The sequence below is a fragment of the Nocardia sp. NPDC019323 genome (genome assembly GCF_044389845.1).
Classification (GTDB): domain Bacteria; phylum Actinomycetota; class Actinomycetes; order Mycobacteriales; family Mycobacteriaceae; genus Nocardia; species Nocardia implantans.
In genome coordinates this window covers 47,490-70,464 of record NZ_JBIRYN010000011.1, presented here as the reverse complement: position 1 = coordinate 70,464, position 22,975 = coordinate 47,490, and the positions used below count along the sequence as shown (strand labels likewise).

Annotated in this window: 21 protein-coding genes; 13 read left to right on the top strand and 8 right to left on the bottom strand. The window is 71.4% G+C overall.

What is annotated here, in order from left to right; all coding sequences use genetic code 11:
• Nucleotides 1-6: 6 nt before the first annotated feature.
• Nucleotides 7-1,146 carry an epoxide hydrolase family protein gene (locus tag ACH49X_RS29645; RefSeq protein WP_195082070.1) on the bottom strand — a complete coding sequence of 380 codons (1,140 nt, stop codon included), beginning with the start codon at nucleotides 1,144-1,146 and terminating at the stop codon, nucleotides 7-9.
• 98 nt (nucleotides 1,147-1,244) lie between these two features.
• Here ACH49X_RS29645 and ACH49X_RS29640 point away from each other — a divergent pair, with 98 nt between their 5' ends.
• The gene (locus tag ACH49X_RS29640) at nucleotides 1,245-2,216 is read left to right on the top strand and encodes a YafY family protein (protein ID WP_357207821.1); all 972 of its coding nucleotides are present in this window, start codon (nucleotides 1,245-1,247) and stop codon (nucleotides 2,214-2,216) included.
• A gap of 266 nt (nucleotides 2,217-2,482) precedes the next feature.
• Here ACH49X_RS29640 and ACH49X_RS29635 read toward each other — a convergent pair whose 3' ends face one another.
• On the bottom strand, nucleotides 2,483-3,394 hold the full coding sequence (locus ACH49X_RS29635) for a hypothetical protein (RefSeq protein WP_357207817.1): 912 nt from the start codon (nucleotides 3,392-3,394) through the stop codon (nucleotides 2,483-2,485).
• 108 nt (nucleotides 3,395-3,502) lie between these two features.
• Between ACH49X_RS29635 and ACH49X_RS29630 the strand changes: the two genes are divergently transcribed.
• The 5 genes from ACH49X_RS29630 to ACH49X_RS29610 all read left to right on the top strand — a co-directional run bounded on the left by ACH49X_RS29630 (nucleotide 3,503) and on the right by ACH49X_RS29610 (nucleotide 7,452).
• Nucleotides 3,503-4,213, top strand: a complete 711-nt coding sequence (locus ACH49X_RS29630; protein WP_195082073.1) for an alpha/beta hydrolase — start codon at nucleotides 3,503-3,505, stop codon at nucleotides 4,211-4,213.
• A 34-nt stretch (nucleotides 4,214-4,247) separates the two neighbouring features.
• Nucleotides 4,248-4,682 carry a hypothetical protein gene (locus ACH49X_RS29625; protein WP_323124380.1) on the top strand — a complete coding sequence of 145 codons (435 nt, stop codon included), beginning with the start codon at nucleotides 4,248-4,250 and terminating at the stop codon, nucleotides 4,680-4,682.
• A complete protein-coding gene (locus tag ACH49X_RS29620; RefSeq protein WP_357207814.1) occupies nucleotides 4,675-5,988 on the top strand; it encodes a WXG100 family type VII secretion target in 1,314 nt (437 codons plus the stop codon). Before ACH49X_RS29625 ends, ACH49X_RS29620 begins: the two co-directional genes overlap by 8 nt.
• Nucleotides 5,970-6,791: an ESX secretion-associated protein EspG gene (locus ACH49X_RS29615; RefSeq protein WP_357296721.1), complete on the top strand. Its 822-nt coding sequence runs from the start codon at nucleotides 5,970-5,972 to the stop codon at nucleotides 6,789-6,791. The genes ACH49X_RS29620 and ACH49X_RS29615 overlap by 19 nt, the downstream gene beginning before the upstream one ends.
• Before the next feature lie 136 nt (nucleotides 6,792-6,927).
• Nucleotides 6,928-7,452 (top strand): gamma carbonic anhydrase family protein, encoded by a 525-nt coding sequence (locus ACH49X_RS29610; RefSeq protein WP_195082075.1) that lies wholly within the window; start codon nucleotides 6,928-6,930, stop codon nucleotides 7,450-7,452.
• On the opposite strand, the gene ACH49X_RS29605 is transcribed toward ACH49X_RS29610, so the two are convergent.
• Together ACH49X_RS29605 and ACH49X_RS29600 are read right to left on the bottom strand one after the other, a co-directional pair.
• Nucleotides 7,453-8,076, bottom strand: a complete 624-nt coding sequence (locus ACH49X_RS29605; RefSeq protein ID WP_357207809.1) for a phosphoribosyltransferase family protein — start codon at nucleotides 8,074-8,076, stop codon at nucleotides 7,453-7,455.
• 12 nt (nucleotides 8,077-8,088) lie between these two features.
• A complete protein-coding gene (locus ACH49X_RS29600) occupies nucleotides 8,089-8,943 on the bottom strand; it encodes a carbon-nitrogen hydrolase family protein (RefSeq protein WP_357110034.1) in 855 nt (284 codons plus the stop codon).
• A 62-nt stretch (nucleotides 8,944-9,005) separates the two neighbouring features.
• Here ACH49X_RS29600 and ACH49X_RS29595 point away from each other — a divergent pair, with 62 nt between their 5' ends.
• Together ACH49X_RS29595 and ACH49X_RS29590 are read left to right on the top strand one after the other, a co-directional pair.
• The gene (locus ACH49X_RS29595; protein ID WP_195082078.1) at nucleotides 9,006-10,796 is read left to right on the top strand and encodes a DEAD/DEAH box helicase; all 1,791 of its coding nucleotides are present in this window, start codon (nucleotides 9,006-9,008) and stop codon (nucleotides 10,794-10,796) included.
• A gap of 116 nt (nucleotides 10,797-10,912) precedes the next feature.
• Nucleotides 10,913-14,275, top strand: a complete 3,363-nt coding sequence (locus ACH49X_RS29590) for an AAA domain-containing protein (protein WP_357207807.1) — start codon at nucleotides 10,913-10,915, stop codon at nucleotides 14,273-14,275.
• Here the strand turns inward: ACH49X_RS29590 and ACH49X_RS29585 are convergent.
• Together ACH49X_RS29585 and ACH49X_RS29580 are read right to left on the bottom strand one after the other, a co-directional pair.
• Complete coding sequence (locus tag ACH49X_RS29585; RefSeq protein ID WP_357207805.1) at nucleotides 14,245-15,423, bottom strand: amino acid deaminase/aldolase; 1,179 nt, start codon at nucleotides 15,421-15,423, stop codon at nucleotides 14,245-14,247. The two genes, ACH49X_RS29590 and ACH49X_RS29585, sit on opposite strands and share 31 nt — an antisense overlap.
• 43 nt (nucleotides 15,424-15,466) lie before the next feature.
• On the bottom strand, nucleotides 15,467-15,949 hold the full coding sequence (locus ACH49X_RS29580; RefSeq protein ID WP_195082081.1) for a TetR family transcriptional regulator: 483 nt from the start codon (nucleotides 15,947-15,949) through the stop codon (nucleotides 15,467-15,469).
• A 415-nt stretch (nucleotides 15,950-16,364) separates the two neighbouring features.
• On the opposite strand from ACH49X_RS29580, the gene ACH49X_RS29575 reads away from it, so the two are divergent.
• Complete coding sequence (locus ACH49X_RS29575; RefSeq protein WP_195082082.1) at nucleotides 16,365-17,111, top strand: tyrosine-protein phosphatase; 747 nt, start codon at nucleotides 16,365-16,367, stop codon at nucleotides 17,109-17,111.
• 7 nt (nucleotides 17,112-17,118) lie between these two features.
• Here the strand turns inward: ACH49X_RS29575 and ACH49X_RS29570 are convergent, their stop codons facing one another.
• Nucleotides 17,119-18,372 (bottom strand): class I adenylate-forming enzyme family protein, encoded by a 1,254-nt coding sequence (locus ACH49X_RS29570; protein ID WP_195082083.1) that lies wholly within the window; start codon nucleotides 18,370-18,372, stop codon nucleotides 17,119-17,121.
• A gap of 92 nt (nucleotides 18,373-18,464) precedes the next feature.
• Nucleotides 18,465-19,259 (bottom strand): enoyl-CoA hydratase/isomerase family protein, encoded by a 795-nt coding sequence (locus ACH49X_RS29565; protein ID WP_195082084.1) that lies wholly within the window; start codon nucleotides 19,257-19,259, stop codon nucleotides 18,465-18,467.
• Between the two features lie 38 nt (nucleotides 19,260-19,297).
• On the opposite strand from ACH49X_RS29565, the gene ACH49X_RS29560 reads away from it, so the two are divergent.
• The 4 genes from ACH49X_RS29560 (at nucleotide 19,298) to ACH49X_RS29545 (ending at nucleotide 22,950) form a co-directional block, all read left to right on the top strand.
• Complete coding sequence (locus ACH49X_RS29560) at nucleotides 19,298-20,323, top strand: glutathione S-transferase family protein (RefSeq protein ID WP_195082085.1); 1,026 nt, start codon at nucleotides 19,298-19,300, stop codon at nucleotides 20,321-20,323.
• A 139-nt stretch (nucleotides 20,324-20,462) separates the two neighbouring features.
• Nucleotides 20,463-21,194, top strand: coding sequence for a hypothetical protein (locus ACH49X_RS29555; protein ID WP_195082086.1), 732 nt, complete (start codon nucleotides 20,463-20,465; stop codon nucleotides 21,192-21,194).
• On the top strand, nucleotides 21,191-22,171 hold the full coding sequence (locus tag ACH49X_RS29550; protein WP_357207802.1) for an ATP-binding cassette domain-containing protein: 981 nt from the start codon (nucleotides 21,191-21,193) through the stop codon (nucleotides 22,169-22,171). Before ACH49X_RS29555 ends, ACH49X_RS29550 begins: the two co-directional genes overlap by 4 nt.
• Nucleotides 22,168-22,950 carry an ABC transporter permease gene (locus ACH49X_RS29545; RefSeq protein WP_195082088.1) on the top strand — a complete coding sequence of 261 codons (783 nt, stop codon included), beginning with the start codon at nucleotides 22,168-22,170 and terminating at the stop codon, nucleotides 22,948-22,950. Before ACH49X_RS29550 ends, ACH49X_RS29545 begins: the two co-directional genes overlap by 4 nt.
• Nucleotides 22,951-22,975: the final 25 nt, after the last annotated feature.

Here is a 22,975-nt window from a genome sequence, read left to right as displayed (position 1 = left end):
CGCTGCCTACCGGACGGCGGCGAAGAACGCGCGGATGTCGGCGACGTGCGCGTCCGGGTGTTCCATCGCGATGAAGTGGTTGCCGGTGTTGCCCTCCGGCCAGTGCACGATCGTGTTGTCCCGTTCGGCGAGCCGCCGCATCAGCGCGGAGCCGCCGCCGTAGGTGCCGGTCGGCACCGCTTTCTGTCCCTTCGGCCAGGTGAATCCGCCGTCACCGAGGCCGTTGTACATCGGCCATGACGACGAGGCCGCGGTGCCGGTGAACCAGTACAGGCTGACGTTGGTCAGCAACTGGTCGCGATCGATCACGTCCTCCACCCGGTCGGCGAGCGGGGCGAACTCGGTGAACTTCTGCATCAGCCAGGCGAGCAGACCCACCGGGGAGTCGGTCCACGCATGGGCGAAGGTCTGCGGTGCGGCGTGCAGCAGGACGTGGTGGTTCACCCCACCGGTCATCCATCGCTGCATGAGATCCCACTCGGCGCGCTCGTCCGGCGTCATGGTGGGCACGTCCGCCTCGGTGGGCATTCCGATCCCGCCGTCGAGGTGCACGCCGATCACCCGGTCCGGCGCGGCGACGGCGAGTTCGGGCGTGACGTAGGCGCCGAGATCGCCGCCCTGCGCGCCGAAGCGCCGGTAGCCGAGCCGATCCAGCAGCGTCAGCCACATCGCGGCCACTTTCGCCGGTGTCATGCCGAGCTCGCGCGGCCCATCGGAGAAGCCGAAACCCGGCACCGAGGGCACCACGACGTGGAACGCCTGCGCGGGATCCAGTCCGTGCGCGCGGGGATCGGCCAGCGGGCCGATGGTCTGCGCGAATTCGGCGAAGGTGTTCGGCCAGCCGTGGGTGAGGATCAGCGGCATCGCGTCCGGCTCCGGCGAGCGCACATGCAGGAAGTGCACGTCGAGCCCGTCGATGCGCGTCTTGAACTGCGGGAACTCGTTGAGCGCCGCCTCACGTGCCCGCCAGTCGAACCCGGTGCGCCAGTAATCGGCCAGCTCGCGCAGATAGTCGACCGGCACGCCGCGATCCCAACCGGCGCCGGGCAGTTGGGCGGCCCAGCGCGTGCGGGCGAGCCGCTCGTGCAGGTCGTCCAGGTCGGTTTGCGGGACCTCGATGCGGAACGGGCGGATGGCGGTGGTCATCGGTATGCCTCCTCGGCGGTCGGTGCTGCGGTACGGCGACGACGTTAGGAAACAACTAGGACCGAACAAGTCCTAGATTTACGGCATCCTCTGAAGTCGTGAACGACGCTCCCGCCCGACTGCTGCGCCTGCTGTCGCTACTCCAGACACCCCGGGAATGGCCGGGCAGCGAATTGGCCGAACGACTCGGCGTCACCGACCGCACGGTGCGCCGCGACATCGATCGGCTGCGCGAACTCGGCTATCCGGTGACGGCCACGCTCGGCGCGACGGGCGGTTACCGTCTTGCGGCGGGCACGGCGATGCCGCCGCTACTGGTCGAGGACGACGAGGCCGTCGCCATAGCGGTCGGGTTGCGAGCCGCCGCCGGGTCCGCTGTGGCGGGGATCGAGGAGGCGTCGGTGCGTGCGCTGGCCAAAGTCGAGCAGGTGCTGCCCGCGAAGCTGCGGCGCAGAGTGCGGGTTCTCGCCGCCGCGCTGACCCCGCCCGCCGCCGGCGGACCGGCCGCCGATCCCGGCGTGCTCGCCACGCTCGCGGCGGCCGTGACCAACCGGGAGCGAGTGCGTTTCGCCTACCGCGACGAGGCGGGCGCCGAGACCAAGCGCAACACCGAGCCGATCGGCCTCGTGCCTGCGCGGCGGCGCTGGTATCTGGTCGGCTACGACCTCGACCGGGCCGCCTGGCGCGTCTACCGCGTCGACCGGATCGACCGTCCGCAGCCCACCGCCGCCCGCTTCACCCCGCGCCCACTGCCCGCCGCCGATGCCGCCGCCTACGTCGCGGGCCGCCGCGCCGACTGGGGCACACCGTCCTTCCGGCTCCGCGTGACCATCCACGCTTCCGCCGACCAGGTGACGGGACGGCTGGGCGATGACCCCGGCGATGTCGTCGCGATCGACGCCGACACCTGCCGGATCGATGCCCTGCGCGACGACGCGCCGGAATGGCTGGCCCACCGGCTCCTCGCGCTGAAAACGGACTTCGAAGTCCACGAGCCCCCGGAACTCATCGCCCACCTGCGCACCATCGCCGGTCGCGCCGAGCGGGCAACCCGCAACGCACCCCGATGACCTCGACGCGCCGCTACCCCGGTGACGGCACTGGTTATACGCGCCGGGCCGTGTCTGTTGAACCGGAGAAAACGTGTCAGCGCGCTGAGGATCGCGCGGCAGCGCCTGAACCTACTCGTGCGGCACACCCCCGGCGCTGGGCCACCGTTCGCCCGATTCGCTGCCGGGCCGTTCATGGCGCCTGGAGTAGCGACAGCACGCGGAGCCGTCGGGCGACCGCAGCGAATACTGCCCGCGCGAAGTTCTAGCCCGCCCGCGGCTCGGATTCAGCGGGACAGATTGATTCGAAGCAGAGCCCCGGATTCCGTACTCGCGATCACTTCTCCGGGACGGCCGGGGACGGCGGCCACCGCGGTGAGCGGCTGGCCGTTGAGCACGGTGCAGGTGGCGCCGGTGGCGGGATCGACGCGGACCAATTGGCCGGTGAGGGTGGTGACGTAGAGGATGCCGCTCGGATCGGCCAAGAGGTCGTCGGCGAAATCCGGCAGGCCCGCCAGCCGCGCGGACAGGTCGGCGACGGTGCTGCGGGACGCGGGCGCGTCGAGCGGGATGCGGATGACACGGCCGAGCGGGCCGCCGTTGGCGGTCACGTAGAGCACGCCGTCGTGCACGACCGCGCCGTTGGCGGCCAGTCCGGCCGACGGCGCGCTCCACGCGGTATCGACGGATGCGTCGGGACGGACCTTCACCACACCGGAAATGCTCGCGACGTACAGGTTGCCGTTCGGGTCGAACGCCGCGCCGTTGGGCATGGTGAGCCCGGAGACGAAGACCTCCGGCTGCGGCACGGCCGCCGCCGGATCGAACCGGACCACGCCGCCGGGACGGATGACGCTGACCGGCGCGTCGCCGTAGACGACATACAGCAGTCCGTCGGGGCCGAGCCGGACCGCGCCGGGGAATTCCACCGGAACGGTCGCGGTGAGCGCGCCCGCGGCGTCGTAGCGCTGCACCTCGTTGCGGTAGAGCCGCGAGACCCACAGGTTGCCCTGCGCGTCGTAGCCCAGGTTCTCCGCCCAGTCGAGCACCGGCGCCTGTGCCGCGACGGCCGTGACCGCGCCGGCGGGGTCGCAAGCGGCGATCGGCGGCACGGCGCCCGCGCTCGGCGCGAACACCCCGGTGAGGGCGAGCGCGGCGGCGGACGAGAGGAAGACGCCTCGACGGCGGAGAGTTCGCAACGCGGGCACCTCGGGCTCGGGTCGGTAGGAGTCGTCGCGGATCTTAGCCGTTTCCGGCGCGGAATCGCGCGGTCCCATGCGCGTCACGATCTTTGGCACTATCGGTGGATGCCATTTTTCGACGGCGCCCGCGGCCGGATGCACTATCGGCGGTGGCCGATCGAACACCCCCGCTACACCGTGGTCCTGTTGCCCGGTATCGGCCAGCACAGCGGCCACTACCACCGCTTCGCGCGCGCCCTGCACCCCGCCGGTGAGGTGTGGGCCCTCGACACCGCCGGGCACGGGTTGAGCGAGGGCGATCCGGAGAAGCCCGGCACGCTGGCCGAACTGGTGGCGGACGCGACGCGGCTGGTCGAACTAGCACGCGGCGACCGGCCCCTGATCCTGATGGGCCACTCGCTCGGCGCGGTGACCGCGCTGGGCATGCTCGGGGCAGCGGTGCCGCAGCAGGCAGGCGCGACGAGTCCGGCGGCGCTGGAACGGAACTATCCGCTGCGTCCCGCCCTGCCCCCGGAAACGTTGGCGGGACTGGTGCTTTCGGGCGTTCCGAAACGCGCGCTCGGCGGCGGTGCGCCGGGCGCGCCGGGAACGCCGCTGCCGCAGGGTCTTCCGGTACTCGCCGTGCACGGCGTCGACGATCGGCGCGCGCCGATCGATGCGATCAGGGTCTGGACTAGCCGCCACGAATCGGTACATTTACGTGAGTACATCGACGCCGGGCACGACCTGCTGCACGAGCCGGTGCACGCGCGGGTCACTGCCGACATCGCGGATTGGATGCAGGGTGTCGTCGTGGGGTTGGCACGACACCCGTGAACCGCACTTCGGACGAGGAAGGGGGACGGCGCAGATGCCATCGCAGGAGAACGGGTACGGCGGAGAGCCGCCCGCGGAGGTCACCGCCCCCGGCGTCGACATCGCCGCGCTGAACCGTGCGGTCGACGACGGATCGCTCTGGATCGACAGCCTGCTGGTCGCCGACGGCGCGCACGAACGGTGCGCGCGCCAGTACGAGTTGCTCGCCGATCGGGTCGAGGAGCAGATCAGCGTCCTCAGTGCCGCCACCGCACTGCCCGGCTTCGGTGGGTTCGCCTCCGGTGACGCGCTGCGCGCCGGTTTCGAGCGCAAGGCCGACGGCGCGATCGCCCGGCTGCGCGACTACGCCGCCGCCGCACGAGAGCTCGCCCAGACTTTCCGCGCCGCGGCCGCCGTCTACCGGCAGGCCGACGAGGCGCTCGCGCGGGCGGTCGAACGGATCGACGCGACGGGAGCCGCGCATGCGTGAGATGCCGCGCGCGGGCGAGCGGGCCACCCACCGGCGCACCGACCCCGCGTACGCCCCGAACGTCGAAGTGTTCGACAACCTCACCCACGACGAGATCCACGCCAAGGTCCAGTTGCTGAACCCGGCCGTGCTCGCGGGCGGACGGCAGGCATGGAGCGACGCGGCGGCGAACCTCGCCGACGCCGTCTTCCAGGCGCACGCCGAGATTCGCGCGGCCATCGCCGACGGCTGGCGCGGCTCGGCGGCCAAGAGCGCGGACGCGGTGGTGCGCGTGTTCGAGCAGGGCGGACAAGATCTGGCCGACGTGTTCGCGGTCGTCTCCCAGCGCCTCGGGCAGGCGAGCGACGCGGCGGAGGCGCTGCGCGCCGCGGTGAACGAACCGCCCACCGGCGCACCGGATCTGGGAGCGGCGCTGCTGGATCCGTCCCGGGCGACCAGCAATGTCGAGGGGCAGAAGGCGAGCGAGCACGCCCGCCAGGACGTCGTGCGCGCGATGAACGACATCTACGCGGGAGTCTTCGCGCGGACCGGCACCGATGTGCCCGCCTTCCCCGACGAATCGGACCAACCGGCCGCCCCGGCGCCCACCGCCACACCGACGAGCAAGATCGCCGGAACCATCCCGGTCGCCTCGGAAGCCCCGTCCACTTCGTCCGGGACACACGCGCCCAAGCCGATCCACGCGGTGGAGCACGGCGTCCTCGCGACGCCTGCCGATCCGACGCCCAGCTCCGAGGCACCCGCCACGTCCCCCGCCGCCGCTGCCGCGCCGACCACCACCGCCGCCACGGTCGCGGACGTCGCACCGGCTCCGAACGCACCAAGACTCGTATCCGCCGCGACGGCGGCGCTCCCGACGGTCGCGGCTGCCTCCGTTCTCCCCACCGCGCCCGCTGCCGGCGCTCCGGGTCCGGCCACCGCGCCCGCCTCGGTGACGAGCGAGCCCGTGACGGTGCCCGCCGTGCCCGGAGTCGGCGGCCAGGTTCCGCCCGAGGAACAGCGCAAGCGCGACGAGCGGCGCAAGAACGACGACGGCTCCGACGCGGCGGTCACCGGTCTCGGCGCCGGAGCGGTGGGCGGCCTGATGGGCGGTGCGGTGGCCGCCGCCGACACCCCGCGCTCGGGTTCGAGCGTGGCCGCGAACGCCGCGAGCGCACGGCTGGCGCCGATCGACGACGAGGACGACGAGTTCGACCTCGACGATCTCCCCACCTTCCTCGAGCCCTCCGACGACGGCGGTGAACTGATCGGGTCGCTCGATCCGACCACGCCGCCCGTGCTCGGCGAATGGACCGAGTACGAGTGAACTGGACGCTGACCCCGGACCAGTTCGCGCTGGCCTGGTCACGCACCGACGGGGATCGCATTCCCTATCCACTCGCCGTGCGCCTGTCGGCACGCGACACCGCGGAACGCACCGCCCAGCTTCCCGCGCTCGATCGCTGGTGTGATCAGGTGCTCGACGCCGATCTGGAAGCCGCGCTGCGCATCCTCGCCCAACCGGACCTGCGGGTCGAGGTGTTCGGTCAGCGTGACGCGCCCGACCCGGCGCAGCGGGACAAAGGCGGATCGCCTGCGACGGGCAGCGGGCCGCAACCCCGGCCGATCCGTATCCTCGGCGCCGCCGCCGGGAACGTCGCGGTGGTCGCCGCGCAGCGCCCCGGCGCGACACCCGACCGCGGCGGCGACGTGCGGTTGTTCGCGGGCAGCTCGAAGACCTTGTGCCCGCGGATCGTCTCGATGCTCCCGGAGAACGCCCCCGGCACGCTCCCGCGCCTGACCGCTCCCCTCTCCCAGGTCGGCGAGGACAGCCGCAACCTGGTCACCGTTCCGGTCGCCGGTCCATCCACTCCGTCCCGGATCCGCAGGCTGCTGCGGCAGCCGCGCGAAGGCATCGGCCAAATGGTCGTCTCCGCCCGCCGCGGCGCGGGCGAGCTGCGCCCGTTCGGCGTGCTGTGCTGGATCGACGTAGTCGCCGACGGCCGGTACGCGGTGCGCACCGGAACGGACGTCGACGTCGTCGCCGTCACCGCGGAACGTCTCGCCGCCCAGCTCCGACCGCTGGTGGCAGCGGCCGCGCGCACCTCTACGGCGTACGCCGCGCACTGAACCATTCGCAGGCCCGATGCGAGTCGGCCGGCGACGACGTACGGGGCAGCGTCACCTCGGCCGACATCGGATTCGCCGCCGAGCCGCGCCGCATACCGCTCCAGGTCGGGGCGAGCGAACCATTTACGGTGTACGAGTGCCACTCTACGAATTCGAAGGCAAACGGCCGCAGGTCGATCCGACGGCGTTCGTCGCGCCGACGGCGACTCTGATCGGCGATGTCCGGGTCGAGGCGGGCGCCTCGATCTGGTACGGCGCGGTGTTGCGCGCGGACTTGGCGCCGATCGTCATCCGGGAACGCGCCAACATCCAGGACAACGCGGTGCTGCACGTGCCGCCGGACGTGCCGATGGAGATCGGCCCCGGCGCGACGATCGCGCACAGCGTGGTGTTCCACGGCGCGGCCGTCGGCGCCGAGGCCATCGTGGGCAACGGGACCACGGTGCTGGACCTGGCGAAGATCGGGGCGGGCAGCATGATCGCCGCGCACTCGCTGGTGCCGCCCGGCGCGGAGATCCCCGACGGCGTGCTCGCCGCCGGATCCCCCGCCGAGGTGAAGCGGCCGATCGAAGGCACCCAGGCGCAGATGTGGGTCCAGCTCAACCCGGGCTTCTACGCCGAACTCGCGCAACGCCACCGCAAGGGCATCAGCGAGATCTGATCAGCACAGCAGCGCGGTGACCTCCGCGTCCTCGAGCTGGTGGAAATCGCGGTAGGCGCCGCCGACGCCGCCGAGCGAGCGTGGCACCCACGGGCAGACCGCCTCGTCGGCCTCGTCGGCGACCCGGCGCATCGCCTCCGTCGAGGAAACGGGGACGGCGGCCACGACGCGCGCGGGCCGGTGCAAGCGCGCGACCCGGCAGGCCGCCACCACCGTGGCGCCGGTCGCCATGCCGTCGTCGACGATCACCACCGTGCGCTCCGTCAGCGGAATCGGCCGCGCCGCGCCGCGCAGCACCTGCCTGCGCCGCTCCAGTTCGGCGCGCTCCCGCGCCTCGATCGAGTCCACCTTCTTCGGCGTTATCCCGGTGTGCGCCAGCACGTCCTGATTCAGCACCCGGACACCGTCCTCGCCGATGGCCCCCAGGGCCAGCTCGGGCTGCCACGGCACGCCCAGCTTGCGGACCAGCAGGATGTCGAGGTCACCGCCGATCACGTTGCGGACAGCGGCGGCCACCGGGACTCCACCGCGGGGCAGTCCGAGCACCAGCGGGTCCGCCGCGCGTAGGTGTTCCAGATGCGCACCCAGCGCGTGCCCCGCCGAGGTCCGATCGGAGTAGACCATCGATTCCGAACGCTACTCCGGTGTGCGCTCGGTGATCGCGAATCGGCGCAACGCGAGACTGGGGTTGGTGGTGCGCACCTTGCTCAGATACGCCAGGTCGATGCCCGCGGTCAGCACGCCCGGCTCGTCGCCGAGTTCGGTGAGCACCGCACCGGCGGGATCCACGATCATCGACGCGCCCGCGCCCCGGGGAGCGGCTTGGTCGGCGGCCGCGACGTAGATCGTGTTCTCGATCGCCCGCGCCCGCACCAGCGTGGTCCACTGGTCGACCTTGCCCGGTCCGGGGATCCACTGGGCGGGCAGCAGCAGCACCTGCGCGCCCGCGGCGGCGACCCGGCGCACGCCTTCCGGGAAGCGCAGATCGAAACAGGTCTGCATGCCGAATGTCACATCGCCGACGGTGAAGGTGGCGGGCGCCTCGAGCACGCCCGGCTCGACCACGTCCGATTCGAGGTGGCCGAAGGCGTCGTAGAGGTGGACCTTGCGGTACCGGGTGACGAGCGAGCCGTCGGGGCCGAGCACGACCAAGGTGTTGCGGATGCGGTCGCCGCCGGGCGCGATCTGTTCCACGGTTCCGGCGACCAGGAACACGCCGAACTCGCGGGCGATCGCGCCGAGGCCGGTGACGAACGGGCCGGTCAGCGGCTCGGCGACGGCGACGACCCGCTCGTCGAGCCGGGTCACGGCGAACATCGAGTACTCCGGTGCGACGACCACGCGCGCGCCCCGCTCACCGGCCGTTCGCACATGGTCGCGGACCATGGCGAGGTTGCGCACGGGGTCGGTCGACGGGGCGAACTGGACGACCGCAACGTCCAGCTGATCCGGCGTCACATCGCGATGCGCGGGCGAGTTGTCCAGTTGCATAGGTCTCACCGTATTGGGGCGGTGGCCGGGACGACCAGTACGAGGCAGTAAACTCCTGGTCAATGAGCACCAATCAGGTCGACAGCGTTTCTGGCGACAACGACAGGGACACCGACGGCCCGTCTTTCGCCGATCTGGGGATCGATGACCGCATCCTCGCGGCCATCGCCGACGTCGGTTACGAATCGCCGTCGCCTATCCAGGCCGCGACGATTCCTCCGCTGCTCTCCGGCGCCGACGTCGTCGGTCTCGCGCAGACCGGTACCGGCAAGACGGCGGCCTTCGCCATCCCGATCCTGATGGGGCTCGAAGCCACCGGTCGCACCCCGCGCGCCCTCGTGCTCGCGCCGACCCGTGAGCTCGCGATCCAGGTCGCCGAGGCGTTCGGCCGCTACGCCGCGCACATTCCCGGCCTGCACGTACTGCCCATCTACGGTGGGCAGAGCTACGGCGTGCAGCTGTCGGGCTTGCGCCGCGGCGCGCACGTGGTGGTCGGCACGCCGGGCCGGGTGATCGATCACCTGGAGAAGGGCACGCTCGACCTGTCGCAGCTGCAGTATCTGGTGCTCGACGAGGCCGACGAGATGCTGAAGATGGGCTTCCAGGAGGACGTCGAGCGCATCCTCGCCGACACTCCGTCGGACAAGCAGGTGGCGCTGTTCTCCGCGACCATGCCCGCCGCGATCCGCAAGATCTCCAAGCAGTACCTGCACGATCCGGTGGAGATCACGGTCAAGGCGAAGACTTCGACGGCCACCAACATCACCCAGCGCTGGGTGCTGGTATCGCACCAGCGCAAGCTGGACGCGCTCACCAGGGTGCTCGAGGTCGAGTCGTTCGAGGCGATGATCATCTTCGTCCGCACCAAGCAGGCCACCGAGGAACTCGCCGAGAAGCTGCGCGCCAGAGGGTTCTCCGCCGCGGCGATCAACGGCGACATCGCGCAGAACCAGCGCGAGCGCACCATCGGACAGCTCAAGTCCGGCGCGCTGGACATCCTGGTCGCCACCGACGTGGCCGCGCGCGGGCTGGACGTCGACCGCATCTCGCACGTGGTCAACTACGACATCCCGCACGACACCGAGTCCTATGTGCACCGCATCGGCCGCACCGGACGGGCCGGGCGCAGCGGCGAGGCGCTGCTGTTCGTCGCACCGCGCGAGCGGCATCTGCTCAAGTCGATCGAGCGGGCCACCCGGCACCCGCTCACCGAGATGCAGCTGCCCAGCGTGGAGGACGTCAACGCCCAGCGCGTCAGCAAGTTCGGCGACGCCATCACCGAGAACCTCACCTCGTCGAACCTGCCGCTGTTCCGCAAGCTGATCGAGGATTACGAGCGCGAGCACAACATTCCGCTGGCCGACATCGCCGCGGCGCTGGCGGTGGGCTCCTACGACGGCGACAACTTCTTCATGGAGCCCGAGCCGGAGCCGGTGGAGCGCCCGCAGCGCGACCGCACGCCGCGCGAGCGGCCCGTCCGGCGTTTCGACGAGGAGCGGCAGGGTGGCACCCACCACCGCGCCACCGGGACCGAGCTGGCGACCTATCGCATCAGCGTCGGCAAACGGCATCGCGTGGTGCCCGGCGCGATCGTCGGCGCCATCGCCAACGAAGGCGGCCTGCGCCGCAGCGACTTCGGGCACATCAGCATCCGCCCCGACCACAGCCTGGTGGAACTGCCCGCGCAACTGCCGGAGGAAACGCTGGAAGCGTTGCGGCGCACGCGGATCAGTGGTGTGCTCATCCAGCTGCAACTGGATCAGGGTGCGCCGCAGCATCGCGCGTTCAGCCGCGGCCAGCGTCGCGAGCGCGAGGGCGGCAAGCGGCCCGAGCGCCGTAAGCCGCGTTCCTGAGCCGGGCAGGGTAGGCCGAGGTCAGGCGCGCTAGCTACAGTGTTGCGGTCCGTGTGTAATTCGGCGCACGCCGGCAGCGGGTGTCCCGCGAAGACACAGGAGGGCCGCGTTTGTTCGTGTTCGGTGATCGTGTCGTCTGCACCGCCGTCGATCTCGTCCGCGCGGCGCACTGCGAGTTCGCCCTGCTGCGCGCCCTCGACACCGAACTCGGCACCATCCCGGCCGGCCCCGGTGGCACCGCATCCGGATACGAGCCCGCCTCCGGAACCGATGACGTCCGGCGGCGCCTGCTCGACGACTACCGCGCGCGGTTCGGCGGCGCGGTGGTCGAGATCGACCGGCCGCCGGACGAACCGGGCGATCCGAGCCGCCTCGTCGCGGCACTGACCGCCGCGCACGCCGACACGATCGCCGCCTTGCGCTCCGGCGCACACGTGGTGCACGGCGCGACCTTCTTCGACGGCCGATTCCATTGCTCCGCCGACTTTCTGGTGCGGGCCGAACATCGGGTCCGCTACACCGTGCACGGCATCGCGCCCACGACCGCCGACCGGGTGGCCGCCGCGCTGGAACTCGCCGCCTGCGCCGAGGCGCTGGACCACTCGGGCGCGCTCACCGCGCCGCTGGTCCGGCTGCATCTCGGCGCGCAGAGCAGCGCCCGGGCGCTGAGCGAACTGCTCCCGCTGTACCGGGCGCGCAGGGACCGGGTGGACCGCATCGTGGACGAGAAGCTGGGCGAACTGCTGCCCGTGCAGTGGGGCGATCCCCGCTACCTGGCCTGCGGCCGCTGCCGCACCTGCGCCGACGCCCTCTTCGCCGCGCGTGACCTGCTGCTGGTGGCCGGCATGCGGCCCGCCGCCCGCGCCCGGCTGCGCGAAGCGGGAGTGAACACCATCGATCGGCTGGCCACCACCGAGATCACGGTTCCCGGCGTGCCGCCGCGCACTGTCTCCGCGCTGCGCCACCAGGCGGCAATCCAGCTGCGGCGCGAAGTTTCGGGCGAGCCGACCTACGCGGTGCTCGACGCGACCGTGCTCGCGGCGCTGCCCGCGCCCTCCCCCGGCGATCTGTCGCTCACCATCGCGGGCGGCGGGCGCACCCCGCTCGTCGTCGAGGTCGGCGGCCCCGACGCCGTGCGTCTCTCGCTGCGCGGCCCGATCGGTTCGAGTGAACCCGGCCGTGCCGCGACCGCCGAACGCCGCGTGCTCGAGCAGGTGCTGGATTACCTGACCCAACGCCGCCGGATCGACCCCGATCTGCACGTCTACCACTACTCCTCGGCGGTGCGGACGGCGTTGCTGCGCTGCACCGGGCGGCACGGCGTCAACGAGGAACTGGTGGACGAGCTACTGCGCGAGGGCGTGCTGGTCGATCTGTATCCGATCGTCCGCGGCGCGTTGCTCGTCGGGGAGTCCTCCTACCGGCTCGACGGGCTGCGCCGCCTGCTGCCGGGACCCGGCGCGGCCGACGAACATGATTGCCGGACGGTGCTGCGGTTGCGCGACTGGTTGCTCGATCGCGCGGCCGAACAACCAGTCGCCACCCGGACCGGGACACCGGCCGCACGGCGCGCCACCGGCGACCCTTCGCCACCGGCGTCGCGGCCGTCCTCGCTGGAGGCCGCGCTCGCGGAATACGCCGCCGCGCAAGGTGATCCGCTGCATCCCGCCGCGCTGATGGCCGCGACGCTCGGCTATCACCGCCGCGAGCGGCAGCCGCTGTGGTGGGCGCACGCCGACCGGCTCACTCACCCGGTGGAGGAATGGGCGGACGCGCCGGGCGTGCTGGTCGCCGACTGGGGCACCGTCGACACCAAATGGCATCGCCGCCCCGACCGCCCGGCGATGCGGCGCTATCTCACCCTGACCGGACGGATCGGCACCGGTCCCAGCGGCGCCCCTGGCCCGAGCGCGCTCACCCCCGGCACCGCTGTCTACACCTTCTACGAACAGCCGATGCCGGACGGCATGGTCACCGACGCGGGGCGGCGGGCCACCGCGACGGCGACGGTGCTCGGCTGCTCGGTGGACACCGAATTCGACGACGCGGTCCGCCTGGAGGAATCGCTGCCCGAGGGTTGCGAACCCTACGACGAACTGCCGTCCGCGATCGCGCCCGGTCTCCCGGCCTGGGACGAGAACGCCGAACTGGCGATCGAACTCGCTGCCCAGGAATTGCTGATGACCTTGCCCGACACTCCGCGCACGGCCGTGTTCGACGTCCTCGCGCGCCGCAGGCCCCGGCTGCGGGGTGACGCCAGGTTGCCCGAGGTGCACGGCGACTACGCCGCTGCGATCACCGCCGCGCTGTGCGCTCTCGACCATTCCTACGTCGCGGTGCAGGGTCCGTCGGGCACCGGGAAGACGGCGACCGTGGCCAGGGTGCTGGAGCGGCTGATCACTCGGAACAAGTGGCGGATCGGCATCGTCGCGCAAACGCCCGCCGCCGTGGAGAACCTGCTCGACGCGGTGGTGCGGGCGGGCGTACTGCCGGAGCTGGTCGCCAAGAAGGACGCGGCGTCCGTCGCGCCGGAGTGGGTGGTGATCGACCCCGCCCGCTCTCGGCGTTTCCTGGACAACGCGATCAGCGGCTGCGTGCTCGGCGGCGAACCGGCCGATTTCGCGAACGAGGAGTCGGTGCCCCGCGCCGGCCTCGACCTGCTCGTGATCGCCGACGCGGGCCGCTTCCCGCTGGCCGAGACCGTGTCCGTCGCAGGGTGCGCGCGCAATCTGCTGCTGCTCGGCGATCCCGTGGCGTCGTCCGCGCGCGGCGCCCATCCGGCCCCGGTCGGCGAATCGGTGCTGGGCTGGCTGGCCGACGGACGCCAGACGTTACCCACCGAGCGCGGCTACTTCCTTGACCGCACTTGGCGGATGCACCCGGCGGTGTGCGAACCGGTCTCCCGCCTGTACTACGACGGCCGCCTGCGCGCCAACGAAACCGTCACCCTGGCCCGGCAACTGCACGGCGAGGACCCCGGCGTGGAGACCGTCCTGGTGGACCACTACGGCAACGCCACCGAGTCACCGGCGGAGGCGCGCGAAGTGGTGCGCCGCGTCCGCGCGCTGCTCGGCAGGTCGTGGACCAGCGGCGCGACCACACGCCGGATGCACCCCCACGACATCTTCGTGGTCGCTCCGTACGCCGCTCAGGTAGCACGCATCCGGACGCTGCTGGCCCGCGCCAAGATCGAGGACGTCCTGGTGGGCACGCCGGATCGCTTCCGCGGCCGGGAGGCGGCGGTGGTGCTGCTGTCCATGACCACCTCTTCCCCCGCCGACGCCCCCTACGGCATGCCGTCGCTGCTGTCGCGCGGCCTGATCCACGCGCTGTGCCGCGCCATGTGGAAGGCGATCGTCATCCGCTCACCGCTGCTCACCGAATATCTGCCCGCGAACCCCGACGAACTCGCCGATCTGGGCGCGTTCCTGCGGCTGACCGGCGCGGGTCAGCCGAAGCAGACGCCCTCGCCCCGATAGGTCGGCACGCCGACGCGGGAGCCGTCCTCCTCGACCAAGTGCACGGTGTCGAACCGCTCGCACAATTCACCGGCTTTCGCGTGCCGGAACCACACCCGGTCCCCGATCCGCAGTTCCGCTGCGCCCGACAGCGGCGTCTGCACTTCGCCCGCCCCCTCGGTGCCGAGCAGTTTCAATCCGCGCGGCCACACCGGTTTCGGCACTCGCGACCGCCCGGCCGGACCGGAGGCGATGTAGCCGCCCGCGAAGACGGTGGCGATGCCGGACGCGGGCCTGCGCAGCACGGGCAGGGCGAAATACAGCGACGGTCTCGGCTCGAACGACCGGTAGTCGTCGAACAGCGTCGGCACGTACAGCCCGGATCCGGCGGTCACCTCGGTGACGTCCGGATCGGCGACGCTGACCTCGATGGATCCGCTGCCGCCGCTGTTGACGATCTCGAGCGCGCCGACCACAGACCGGACCGCGTCCAAGACCTCGGCCCGGCGCTTGCGGATCTCCGCCGCGGAGGCCCGCTTCACCAAGCGCACCGCGACGTTCGCGTCCGGCAGCCCCGCGATCTGCGCCTCATAGGTCATCACGCCGACCACGTCGAAGCCACGCCGCCGCGCCTCGCCCGCGAGCTCGGCCGCCTGTCGCGGCGTGCGAACCGGAGAACGTCGCACACCCAGATGCAGCGGACCGATCCGCAGGGAGGCGTCCACGTCGAGGCAGACCCGTAGCCGCACCAGGTCGGAGCCGACGGCGGCGCGGATCAGGTCGAGTTGCGCGGTGTCGTCGATCATCAGCGTGATCGAGCGCAGCGCGGTGTCGTCGGCCGCCAGTTCGGCCAGCGCGGCGCGATCCACGCTCGGATAGCCGAGCAGCACATCGCGCGCGCCGTGGCGCACGAGCCACAGCGCCTCGCGCAGCGAGTAGGACATGATGCCCGCGAAGCCGCCCGCCGCGGTGAGATCGGCGCCGAGGACTTCGGCGAGCACGGCGCGGCAGCGCACGGATTTGCCGGCCACCCGCACCGGCGTGCCACCGGCTCGCCGCACCAGGTCGGCGGCGTTCGCGCGCAGGGTGGACAGGTCGATGGCGGCCAGCGGCGGGTCGAGTTCGGCGGTGGCCGCGTGCAGCCCCGCGATCGGCGACGTCTCGGTCACCAGGACAACTCAACCACCAAGTTGGTCAAACGTCCAGTATTTGTCAGCGCTCCGTCGCCTTCGTGGCGAGCGCGCTGACCATCTCGTCGAGCACCACCAGCATGGTCTCGTCATTGCAATCGGCCAGCCAGCGCAGCACCGTGCCCTGCACGATCGACACGACATTGCAGGCGATCGCCTCCACCGGCTCCAGCCACTGCGTGCCCGACAACTCGGCACACATCTCCAAGAAGGCGGTGACTTCCGCGTCCTTCTCCCGGTAGAAGTCGGTGGCGATCGGATCCGGGAAGCAATCGGTCTTGACCGCCCAGCGGGCGCGCAGCGCCTGCAAGGTCATCTCATACGACCTGATCTGCTTTTCCGGTGTGGCCTTGACCAGCGGCCAGTAGGCACTGACCCCCGCGTGCAGCAGCACGCGCAGCGCGCGCAGGCCCGTGTAGTCGAGCGTGGCCGCCGCCGCCTCGACCGCCTCGATGACGGCGGGTCGTAGCCGGATTTCTGTTATCACTTCTCCACGTGCGCTCAACGACGACTCCCTCTCGGCGAAAGAACTCACGCACCTGCGTCGGCGCGACTCGCTGAACAGGGCGGGCAACTTCGGGAAACACCTGGCTGCCCGGTCCAACGTTCACCAATGGTAGACATTTTTCGGGGTTTGAGAACGGGTTCGATGGGTAATTCCGGACTGAAAGAATGTTTTGTTACCCAACCGGGATCGGTATGCGATCAGGCCGTGTCGCCCGGAAATCGCGCTATGACGGTGGATCTCGGCGCCGCCGGCACGCTGGACAGACCGTTGACAACGGTACGGTCCGGGCGCCGGGCAACCCAAATCCTGTGGCGAATGCCACAGCGAAACCGCCCAAAACGGTCAGCTTATCGTGGGGGGTTCGATCCGCGACCGGCGTCCTTCCGTTCCGCGCTGGGGATAGCCTGGATCGGTGACACTCTCGCCCCCCGCCGACCAGTACTTCCTCTCCGGCACGTTCAACTTCCGCGACACCGGCGGGCTGCGCACCGATGAGGGCGCCAAGGTCCGCCCCGGAGTCCTGCTGCGCTCGGCGCAATTGAGCGGGCTCGACGACGCCGGCCACGCGGCGCTGCGCGAGCTGGGCGTCAGTGCCGTCCACGACCTGCGCGGACAGCGCGAGATCGACCACATCGGCGCCGACCGGCTGCCCGCGGACGTCCGGCTGACCATCACGCCGTTCGACTCCCGCATGGCCGAAGCGCCGCCGCACGAGGCGACCGCGCGGACCGCCTACACGCACATGCTCGAGGTGTACCGGATGTTCCCGGCGCTCCCCGAGGCGCACGCCGCCATCGCTTCCCTCGCCGAGTCCATCCTGCGCGGCGACGGCGCCGTGCTCGTGCACTGCGCGGCGGGCAAGGACCGCACCGGGTGGGCCGTCGCGACGCTGCTGCGCGCGGTCGGCGTCACCGAAGCCGACGTCCAGGCCGACTACCTGCTCAGCAACGGTGCCGTCCCCGCGCTGCGCGCCCTCATGACGGACAAGCTGCTCGGCGGCGAGGAACTCTCGATCGACCTGCTCGGCGTTCGCGAGGAATACCTGGACATCGCCACCGCCTCGATGCGCGAGTTGCACGGCGATCTGCACGGCTATCTCGCGACGATCGGGCTGACGCCCGACCTGCTCGGGCGGCTGCGCGAGCGAATGCTGGAGTGAGGCGAGCTCACTCCACGGGCACTGCTTGCCTGCGCACCAAGCCGTCGGCGTCGATCGTCACCTGATCGCCGGTGTGGAACCAGGTTCCGGTGAACCGCGCCGCGGTCGTGGTCGGGTCGTCCCAGTAGCGCGGGGTGACATTCGGCCCTCGGCACAGCAGTTCGCCATGCCCGGCGGTCGCCCGTGGGCCCCACAGCGCCAATTCCGTTCCGCCGAACGGGAAACCGAGCACCGCGGCGGTGTCGGGCGAGTCCGCCCGCTCGGCGTCGTCCACCGCCAGACCGATCCCGCTGGTCTCGGTCGCGCCCCATACCGACCACTGCCGTGCGGCGGGGAACACGCCGCGCAATTCGACCGTGAGGTCGACCGAAGTGACCGCAGACGCGGCGCGTTCGGCGCGATGACCGGCTTTGCTGATCCGCGCGATGCCATCGGTGCGCAATCCGTCGGCGCGCAGTTCGGCGAGCCGGGGCAGCAGGCCCGCGAAGATCCGCGGCGTCGCGGAGACCATGTCGACGCGCTCGGCGGTGATGGCTTCGGCCATGCCGCGGGTGTCCCGGGCGAGCACCACGGTGCCCCCCACGGCGAAGGTCGGCAACAGCTGATCGACACAGCCGCTGGCGTGCGCCAACGGCAACAGCACCAGGTTGCGCAGACCGTCGGTCGGCAGGTCGAGCGCCGCGACCACCGAGCGCACGGCCGACAGCAGGTTCTCGTTGGTCAGCTCGACGCCCTTGGGCGTGCATGACCCGCTCGTGTAGCACAGCAGCGCGAGGTCGCCCAGCGCCGCGCCGTCATCGATGTAGGCGGCGCCGTCGGGCAACTCGGTCGCGCAGGCCTTGTCGCCGAGCACGAAATCCGCACGGCTGTCGGCGATCACGCGCTCGGCCATCCCCTCCGGAAGCCCGTCGTGCACCAGCACCGGCACCGCGCCGCTGAGCAGGGCGCCGAGGAACGCCTGCACCCACCGCGCGCCGGTGGGCATGTGCACGGCGACCCGGTCGCCGTATCCGATGCCGTGCTCCTGCAGGCCGCCGGCGATGCGGGAGGCGGAGTGCCACAGCTCCCGGTAGGTCAGGCGCGGGCCGCCGACCTCGACCACGGCTTCACGACTGCCGAAGGCGTGCACTTGCAGGTCGAGTAGTTCGGTCAGCGCCGGTGTGAGGTTTCCGTAGCGCAGCACCCCGTCGGCGCCCCGGGCCAGCGGGTTGTCCCAGACGTGCGGGCGGGTGAGGGGATATTCGACGAGCAACTGCGACATTCGTCCTCCGCGTGCCTCGATTTATCAGGCACTGCGACTATATGACGCATGTCACAACTTCGCTGGAATAGGCGATGAACGTGTCCCAGCTGTCACCGGCCCGCGTAGCGCGCCTTCCCCGGACCCTGCTCGAGGAAACTGCGCACACCGCCCTGTAGGTCCTCGGTGTCGAACAGCGCGCCGGACACCTCCGGTGTCACCGAATCCGCGTGTGCCACACCGCCGGAACGCCAGGCCTCGATGATCTTCTTGGTCGCCGCGTTCGCCTTCGTCGGGCCCTCGGCCAGCCGGTGGGTCAGCGCGCGCGCCGCGGCGTCGAGGTCCTCGTGCACGGCGTTGACCACGCCCCACTCGGCCATGGTCGCCGCGTCGTAGAGGTCGCCGGTCATCACGAACTCGCGGGCGCGTCCCGAGCCCGCGCGCTCGGCCAGACGCTGCGGACCGCCCATCGACGGGGTCAGTCCGACCACGATCTCCACCAGTCCGAACTTGGCCTTCGGCGCCGCGAGCAGGATGTCGCAGGCGAGCGCGATCTCGAACGCGGCGGTCAGGGTCAGCCCGTGCGCGGCGAACACCACCGGGCACGGCAGCGCCTCCAGCGGATGGATGATCTGCGCGAACAGCGTGCGCCACAACTCGGCGCCCTGCTCGGGGGTCAGGCCGTCGAAGACGTGCACGTCGACGCCGCCGGAGACCACTTTGCCCTCGGCGCGCAGCAGCACCGCACGCGGCGGCCGCGCCGACAGCTCGGCGATGTCGGCGATCAGGGCGTCCAGCATCGCCCGGTCGAAGAGGTTCAGCGGCGGGTGGGCGAGCGTGAGGGTCGCCACCTCCGCTCCGCCTTCGGTGACGTCTCGTTCCAGGCGGGTGGCCTTCGTTTCACTCATCCGGTCAGCGTACGAGGTCGATCTGGAAGACTGTCGATGTGACCAAGTCGGCCAGTGCAAGCGGTTCCTACGTCGAGCCCGGCGAGTTCAAACGCGACACGAACTACATCACGACCCGGATCACGGCCGACGGCCGCGACGGTTACCCGGTCGAGCCGGGGCGCTACCGCTTGGTCGCGGCGCGTGCCTGCCCGTGGGCCAATCGCACGCTGATCGTGCGCCGTCTGCTGGGGCTGGAGCCGGTGCTCTCGCTCGGGTTGTGCGGACCCACCCACGACAAGCTGAGCTGGACCTTCGATCTGGATGCCGGCGGTGTCGACCCGGTGCTCGGCATCCCGCGGCTGCGCGACGCCTACCTGGCCAGGTTCCCGGACTACCCGCGCGGCATCACCGTCCCCGCCGTCGTGGACGTGCCGACCGGCCAGGTGGTCACAAACGACTACGCGCAGATCACGCTGGACTTCTCCACCGAGTGGACCGCGCACCACCGTCCCGGCGCGCCGCAACTGTACCCGGAGCCGCTGCGCGCGGAGATCGACGAGGTGAACCTCGCGGTGTTCCGCGACGTCAACAACGGCGTCTACCGCTGTGGGTTCGCCGGGGCGCAGGACGCCTACGACGCCGCCTACGACCGGCTCTTCGCCCGGCTGGACTGGCTGTCGGAACGCCTTGCCGCACAACGGTATCTGGTCGGCGACACGATCACCGAGGCCGATGTCCGGCTGTTCACCACGCTGGTGCGCTTCGACGCGGTCTACCACGGGCACTTCAAGTGCAACCGGTCCAAGCTCACCGAGATGCCGGTGCTGTGGGCGTACGCGCGCGATCTGTACCAGACCCCCGGCTTCGGCGACACGATCGACTTCGAGCAGATCAAGACGCATTACTACGTGGTGCACCGGGACATCAACCCCACCGGGATCGTCCCCAAAGGCCCCGATCTGGCGAACTGGCTCACCCCGCACGGCCGAGAAGCCCTGGGGGGCAGGCCGTTCGGCGACGGAACCCCGCCGCCGCCTCCGCCGCCGGGCGAACGCGTGCCCGCGATCCACCCTCCCGAGTAACAGGCGCACCCGTCCGGGTCGAAAGCGAGGCAGCCGCCGGTGGAACCGATGCGGCTGGGTACTTCGTTGTCATGACGAGCTGACGGCAACCGGTGCCATACAGTTCTACCCAGCAGACCGGAAGAGGAGGATGCCGCCGATGCTCAAAGGCGCGTTCGAGAAGACGGTGGTCGAACTGCTCGACACCGGGTCCCGCCTGCAGGCCCCCGCGGTCGCCAAGTACGTGGACCGCATTCGCCGCTCGCACCCTGGCGAGAGCCCCGCACAGATCATCGACCGGCTGGAGAAGCAGTATCTGCTCGCCGTGACCGGCAGCGGCAGCGCGGTGGGCGCGACCGCGGCTTTCCCCGGCGTCGGCACCGTCGCGGCCATCGCCGCGGTGAGCGCGGAGACCACCTTCTTCATGGAGGCCTCGGCGGTGTTCACCCTGGCGGTGGCCTCGGTGCACGGCATCACGCCGGAAGACCAGGAGCAGCGCAGGGCGCTCGTGCTGGCGGTCGTGCTCGGCGAGAGCGGCATGCAGATCGTGCAGAAGAGCGTCGGCACGTCGGCGAAGAACTGGGGCACGGCGTTCGCCAACCGCATCCCCGGATTGTCGAGCATGAACGATTCGCTGCTGAAGCGGTTCATCATCCGTTTCATCACCAAGCGCGCCGCGCTGATGGCGGGCAAGGTGCTGCCCGCCGGTATCGGCGCCGTGATCGGCGGCGCGGGTAACCGCGCCTTGGGCAAGGCCACGATCACCAACGCGCGCAAGGCATTCGGGCCGCCGCCCAGCACCTGGCCCGCCGACCGCCACTTGGTCGTCGACGCCGATCCGCTCACCGCGATCGACCCGGCGAAGCCGCGCCCTCCGGCCACGCCGCGATGAGCGGGGCGCGGCCGATCGCGTTCGCGGTCCGGGGACTGACCAAGCGGTACGAACTGGCGACCGCCGTGGCGGACGTCAGTTTCACCGTGCCGTCCGGCGCCATCGCCGCGCTGGTCGGCCCGCGCGGCGCGGGCAAGACCACCATCCTGCGCGTGCTGCTCGGGCTGCTGGCCCCGACCTCGGGGACGGTGTCGGTCGGCGGGCCCGGATCCCGGCGCGACGGCGCGGGCTCCGCGAGCGTGATCGGCGGCGTCCTCGCGCCACGCGGACTGCATCCTTCCCGCACCGCACGCGACCACCTGTGGATCTACGCCGCCGCGGCGAACGTCGTCGACAGCCGGGCGACCGACGTGCTCGAGCTGGTCGGGCTGGGCGAGCACGCCGGGACGCAGATCCGCAACCTGTCGGCCGGACAGCAGACCAGGCTGGCGCTGGCCACCGCACTGCTCGGCGACCCCCCGCTGCTGGTGCTGGACGATCCGATGGAGGGGCTCGACCCAGCCGAACGCGGCTGGCTGCACGACTTCCTGCGCAAGCACACCCGCCGCGGCGGCAGCGTCCTGCTGACCAGCGAGACCCTCGGCGCCGTGCTGCCCGCCGCGGATCAGCTGGTCGTGCTCAGCGAGGGCGCGGTGGTGTATCAGGGCACTCCGGCGCGCTTGCGGCGCGGGCATCCGGACCGGCTGGTCGTCGCCGCGTCCACCCCCATCGCGCTGGCCACCATGCTCGCCGCCCAGGGCTTCACCGACGCGGTGATCCGGCCGGACGGCCGCCTGGCCGTCGCCGAGGCGAACGAAGCTCAGATCAGGACGGCGGCCACCGCGGCGCAGGTGCGGATCGATAGCATCGTGCCCGACCCGATCCACCCCGACCGCGTGCTCGCGTCGCTGACCAGACCCACCGCCGCGCCCGCGCCGCACTACCCGGGCCTCGCCCCGCAGCCACCCTCGCCGACGCCGTACGGAATCCCACGATGATCGTCACTCTGCCCGCGGACCTCGTGCCGAACGTCAACTCCGAGGCGCGCAAGGTGCTCACCATGCCGCGCGGCCGGACGCTCGCGGCCGCACTGCTGGTCGTCGCGCTGCTGGCGAGCGTCGCGTCGGCGAGCCTGGCCGGGCCGCCGGATCCGCGCGGCCAGCCCGCCACCGGCGCGGCGACGATCGGCCTCTACGTCGGCCTGGCCTTCGTGGTGCTGGCGGCGGCGGTCTTCGGCGCGGTGGCGACCGGCGCGGAGTACCAGTACCGCAGCATGGCCGTGACCACGCTGTTCAGTCCCGACCGCGATCGGCTCGCCGCCGCGAAGTTCCTCGTCGTCGGATGCTGCGCGCTGGCGGCGGCGGTGGCGGTGGAAATGGTGTCGGCCGGCGCGCTGTTCGGCGTCGGGCGCGGCAAAGTCCCCGTCACGGGAGAGTTCTTCGCGGTGCTCGGCGGGGGGCTGCTCGCCGCGGTCTGCTGGTCGCTGATCGGCGCGAGCGCGGGCATCCTGCTGCGGTCTTCGACCAGGGCGGTGGCGCTGCTGCTCGGCTGGAGTGTGCTCGCCGAGCCCTTGATCTGGCTGATCGCGCGCGGTCTCGGTATTCCGGGCGTGGTCACCCTGCTGCCCGTCTCCGCCACCGTCGGCACGGTCGCGGTCGGCTCCTATCCCGACAGCGACCTCCTCGCCCCCACCCCGGCCGCCGTGGTGGTCCTGCTGCTGTGGGCCATCGGTCTGGGCGCCACGAGCTGGTGGAACCTGCGCACCCGCGACCTGTGATCCCCGGCCGCCCAGGGAACAACGA

Bases quoted from the DNA above. Each gene is read 5' to 3' on its own strand.
- ACH49X_RS29645 (WP_195082070.1), bottom strand. From the start codon at position 1,146: ATGACCACCGCCATCCGCCCGTTCCGCATCGAGGTCCCGCAAACCGAC.
- ACH49X_RS29630 (WP_195082073.1), top strand. From the start codon at position 3,503: ATGCCATTTTTCGACGGCGCCCGCGGCCGGATGCACTATCGGCGGTGG.
- ACH49X_RS29625 (WP_323124380.1), top strand. From the start codon at position 4,248: ATGCCATCGCAGGAGAACGGGTACGGCGGAGAGCCGCCCGCGGAGGTC.
- ACH49X_RS29620 (WP_357207814.1), top strand. From the start codon at position 4,675: ATGCGTGAGATGCCGCGCGCGGGCGAGCGGGCCACCCACCGGCGCACC.
- ACH49X_RS29615 (WP_357296721.1), top strand. From the start codon at position 5,970: ATGGACCGAGTACGAGTGAACTGGACGCTGACCCCGGACCAGTTCGCG.
- ACH49X_RS29605 (WP_357207809.1), bottom strand. From the start codon at position 8,076: ATGGTCTACTCCGATCGGACCTCGGCGGGGCACGCGCTGGGTGCGCAT.
- ACH49X_RS29600 (WP_357110034.1), bottom strand. From the start codon at position 8,943: ATGCAACTGGACAACTCGCCCGCGCATCGCGATGTGACGCCGGATCAG.
- ACH49X_RS29595 (WP_195082078.1), top strand. From the start codon at position 9,006: ATGAGCACCAATCAGGTCGACAGCGTTTCTGGCGACAACGACAGGGAC.
- ACH49X_RS29570 (WP_195082083.1), bottom strand. From the start codon at position 18,372: ATGTCGCAGTTGCTCGTCGAATATCCCCTCACCCGCCCGCACGTCTGG.
- ACH49X_RS29565 (WP_195082084.1), bottom strand. From the start codon at position 19,259: ATGAGTGAAACGAAGGCCACCCGCCTGGAACGAGACGTCACCGAAGGC.
- ACH49X_RS29555 (WP_195082086.1), top strand. From the start codon at position 20,463: ATGCTCAAAGGCGCGTTCGAGAAGACGGTGGTCGAACTGCTCGACACC.
- ACH49X_RS29550 (WP_357207802.1), top strand. From the start codon at position 21,191: ATGAGCGGGGCGCGGCCGATCGCGTTCGCGGTCCGGGGACTGACCAAG.
- ACH49X_RS29545 (WP_195082088.1), top strand. From the start codon at position 22,168: ATGATCGTCACTCTGCCCGCGGACCTCGTGCCGAACGTCAACTCCGAG.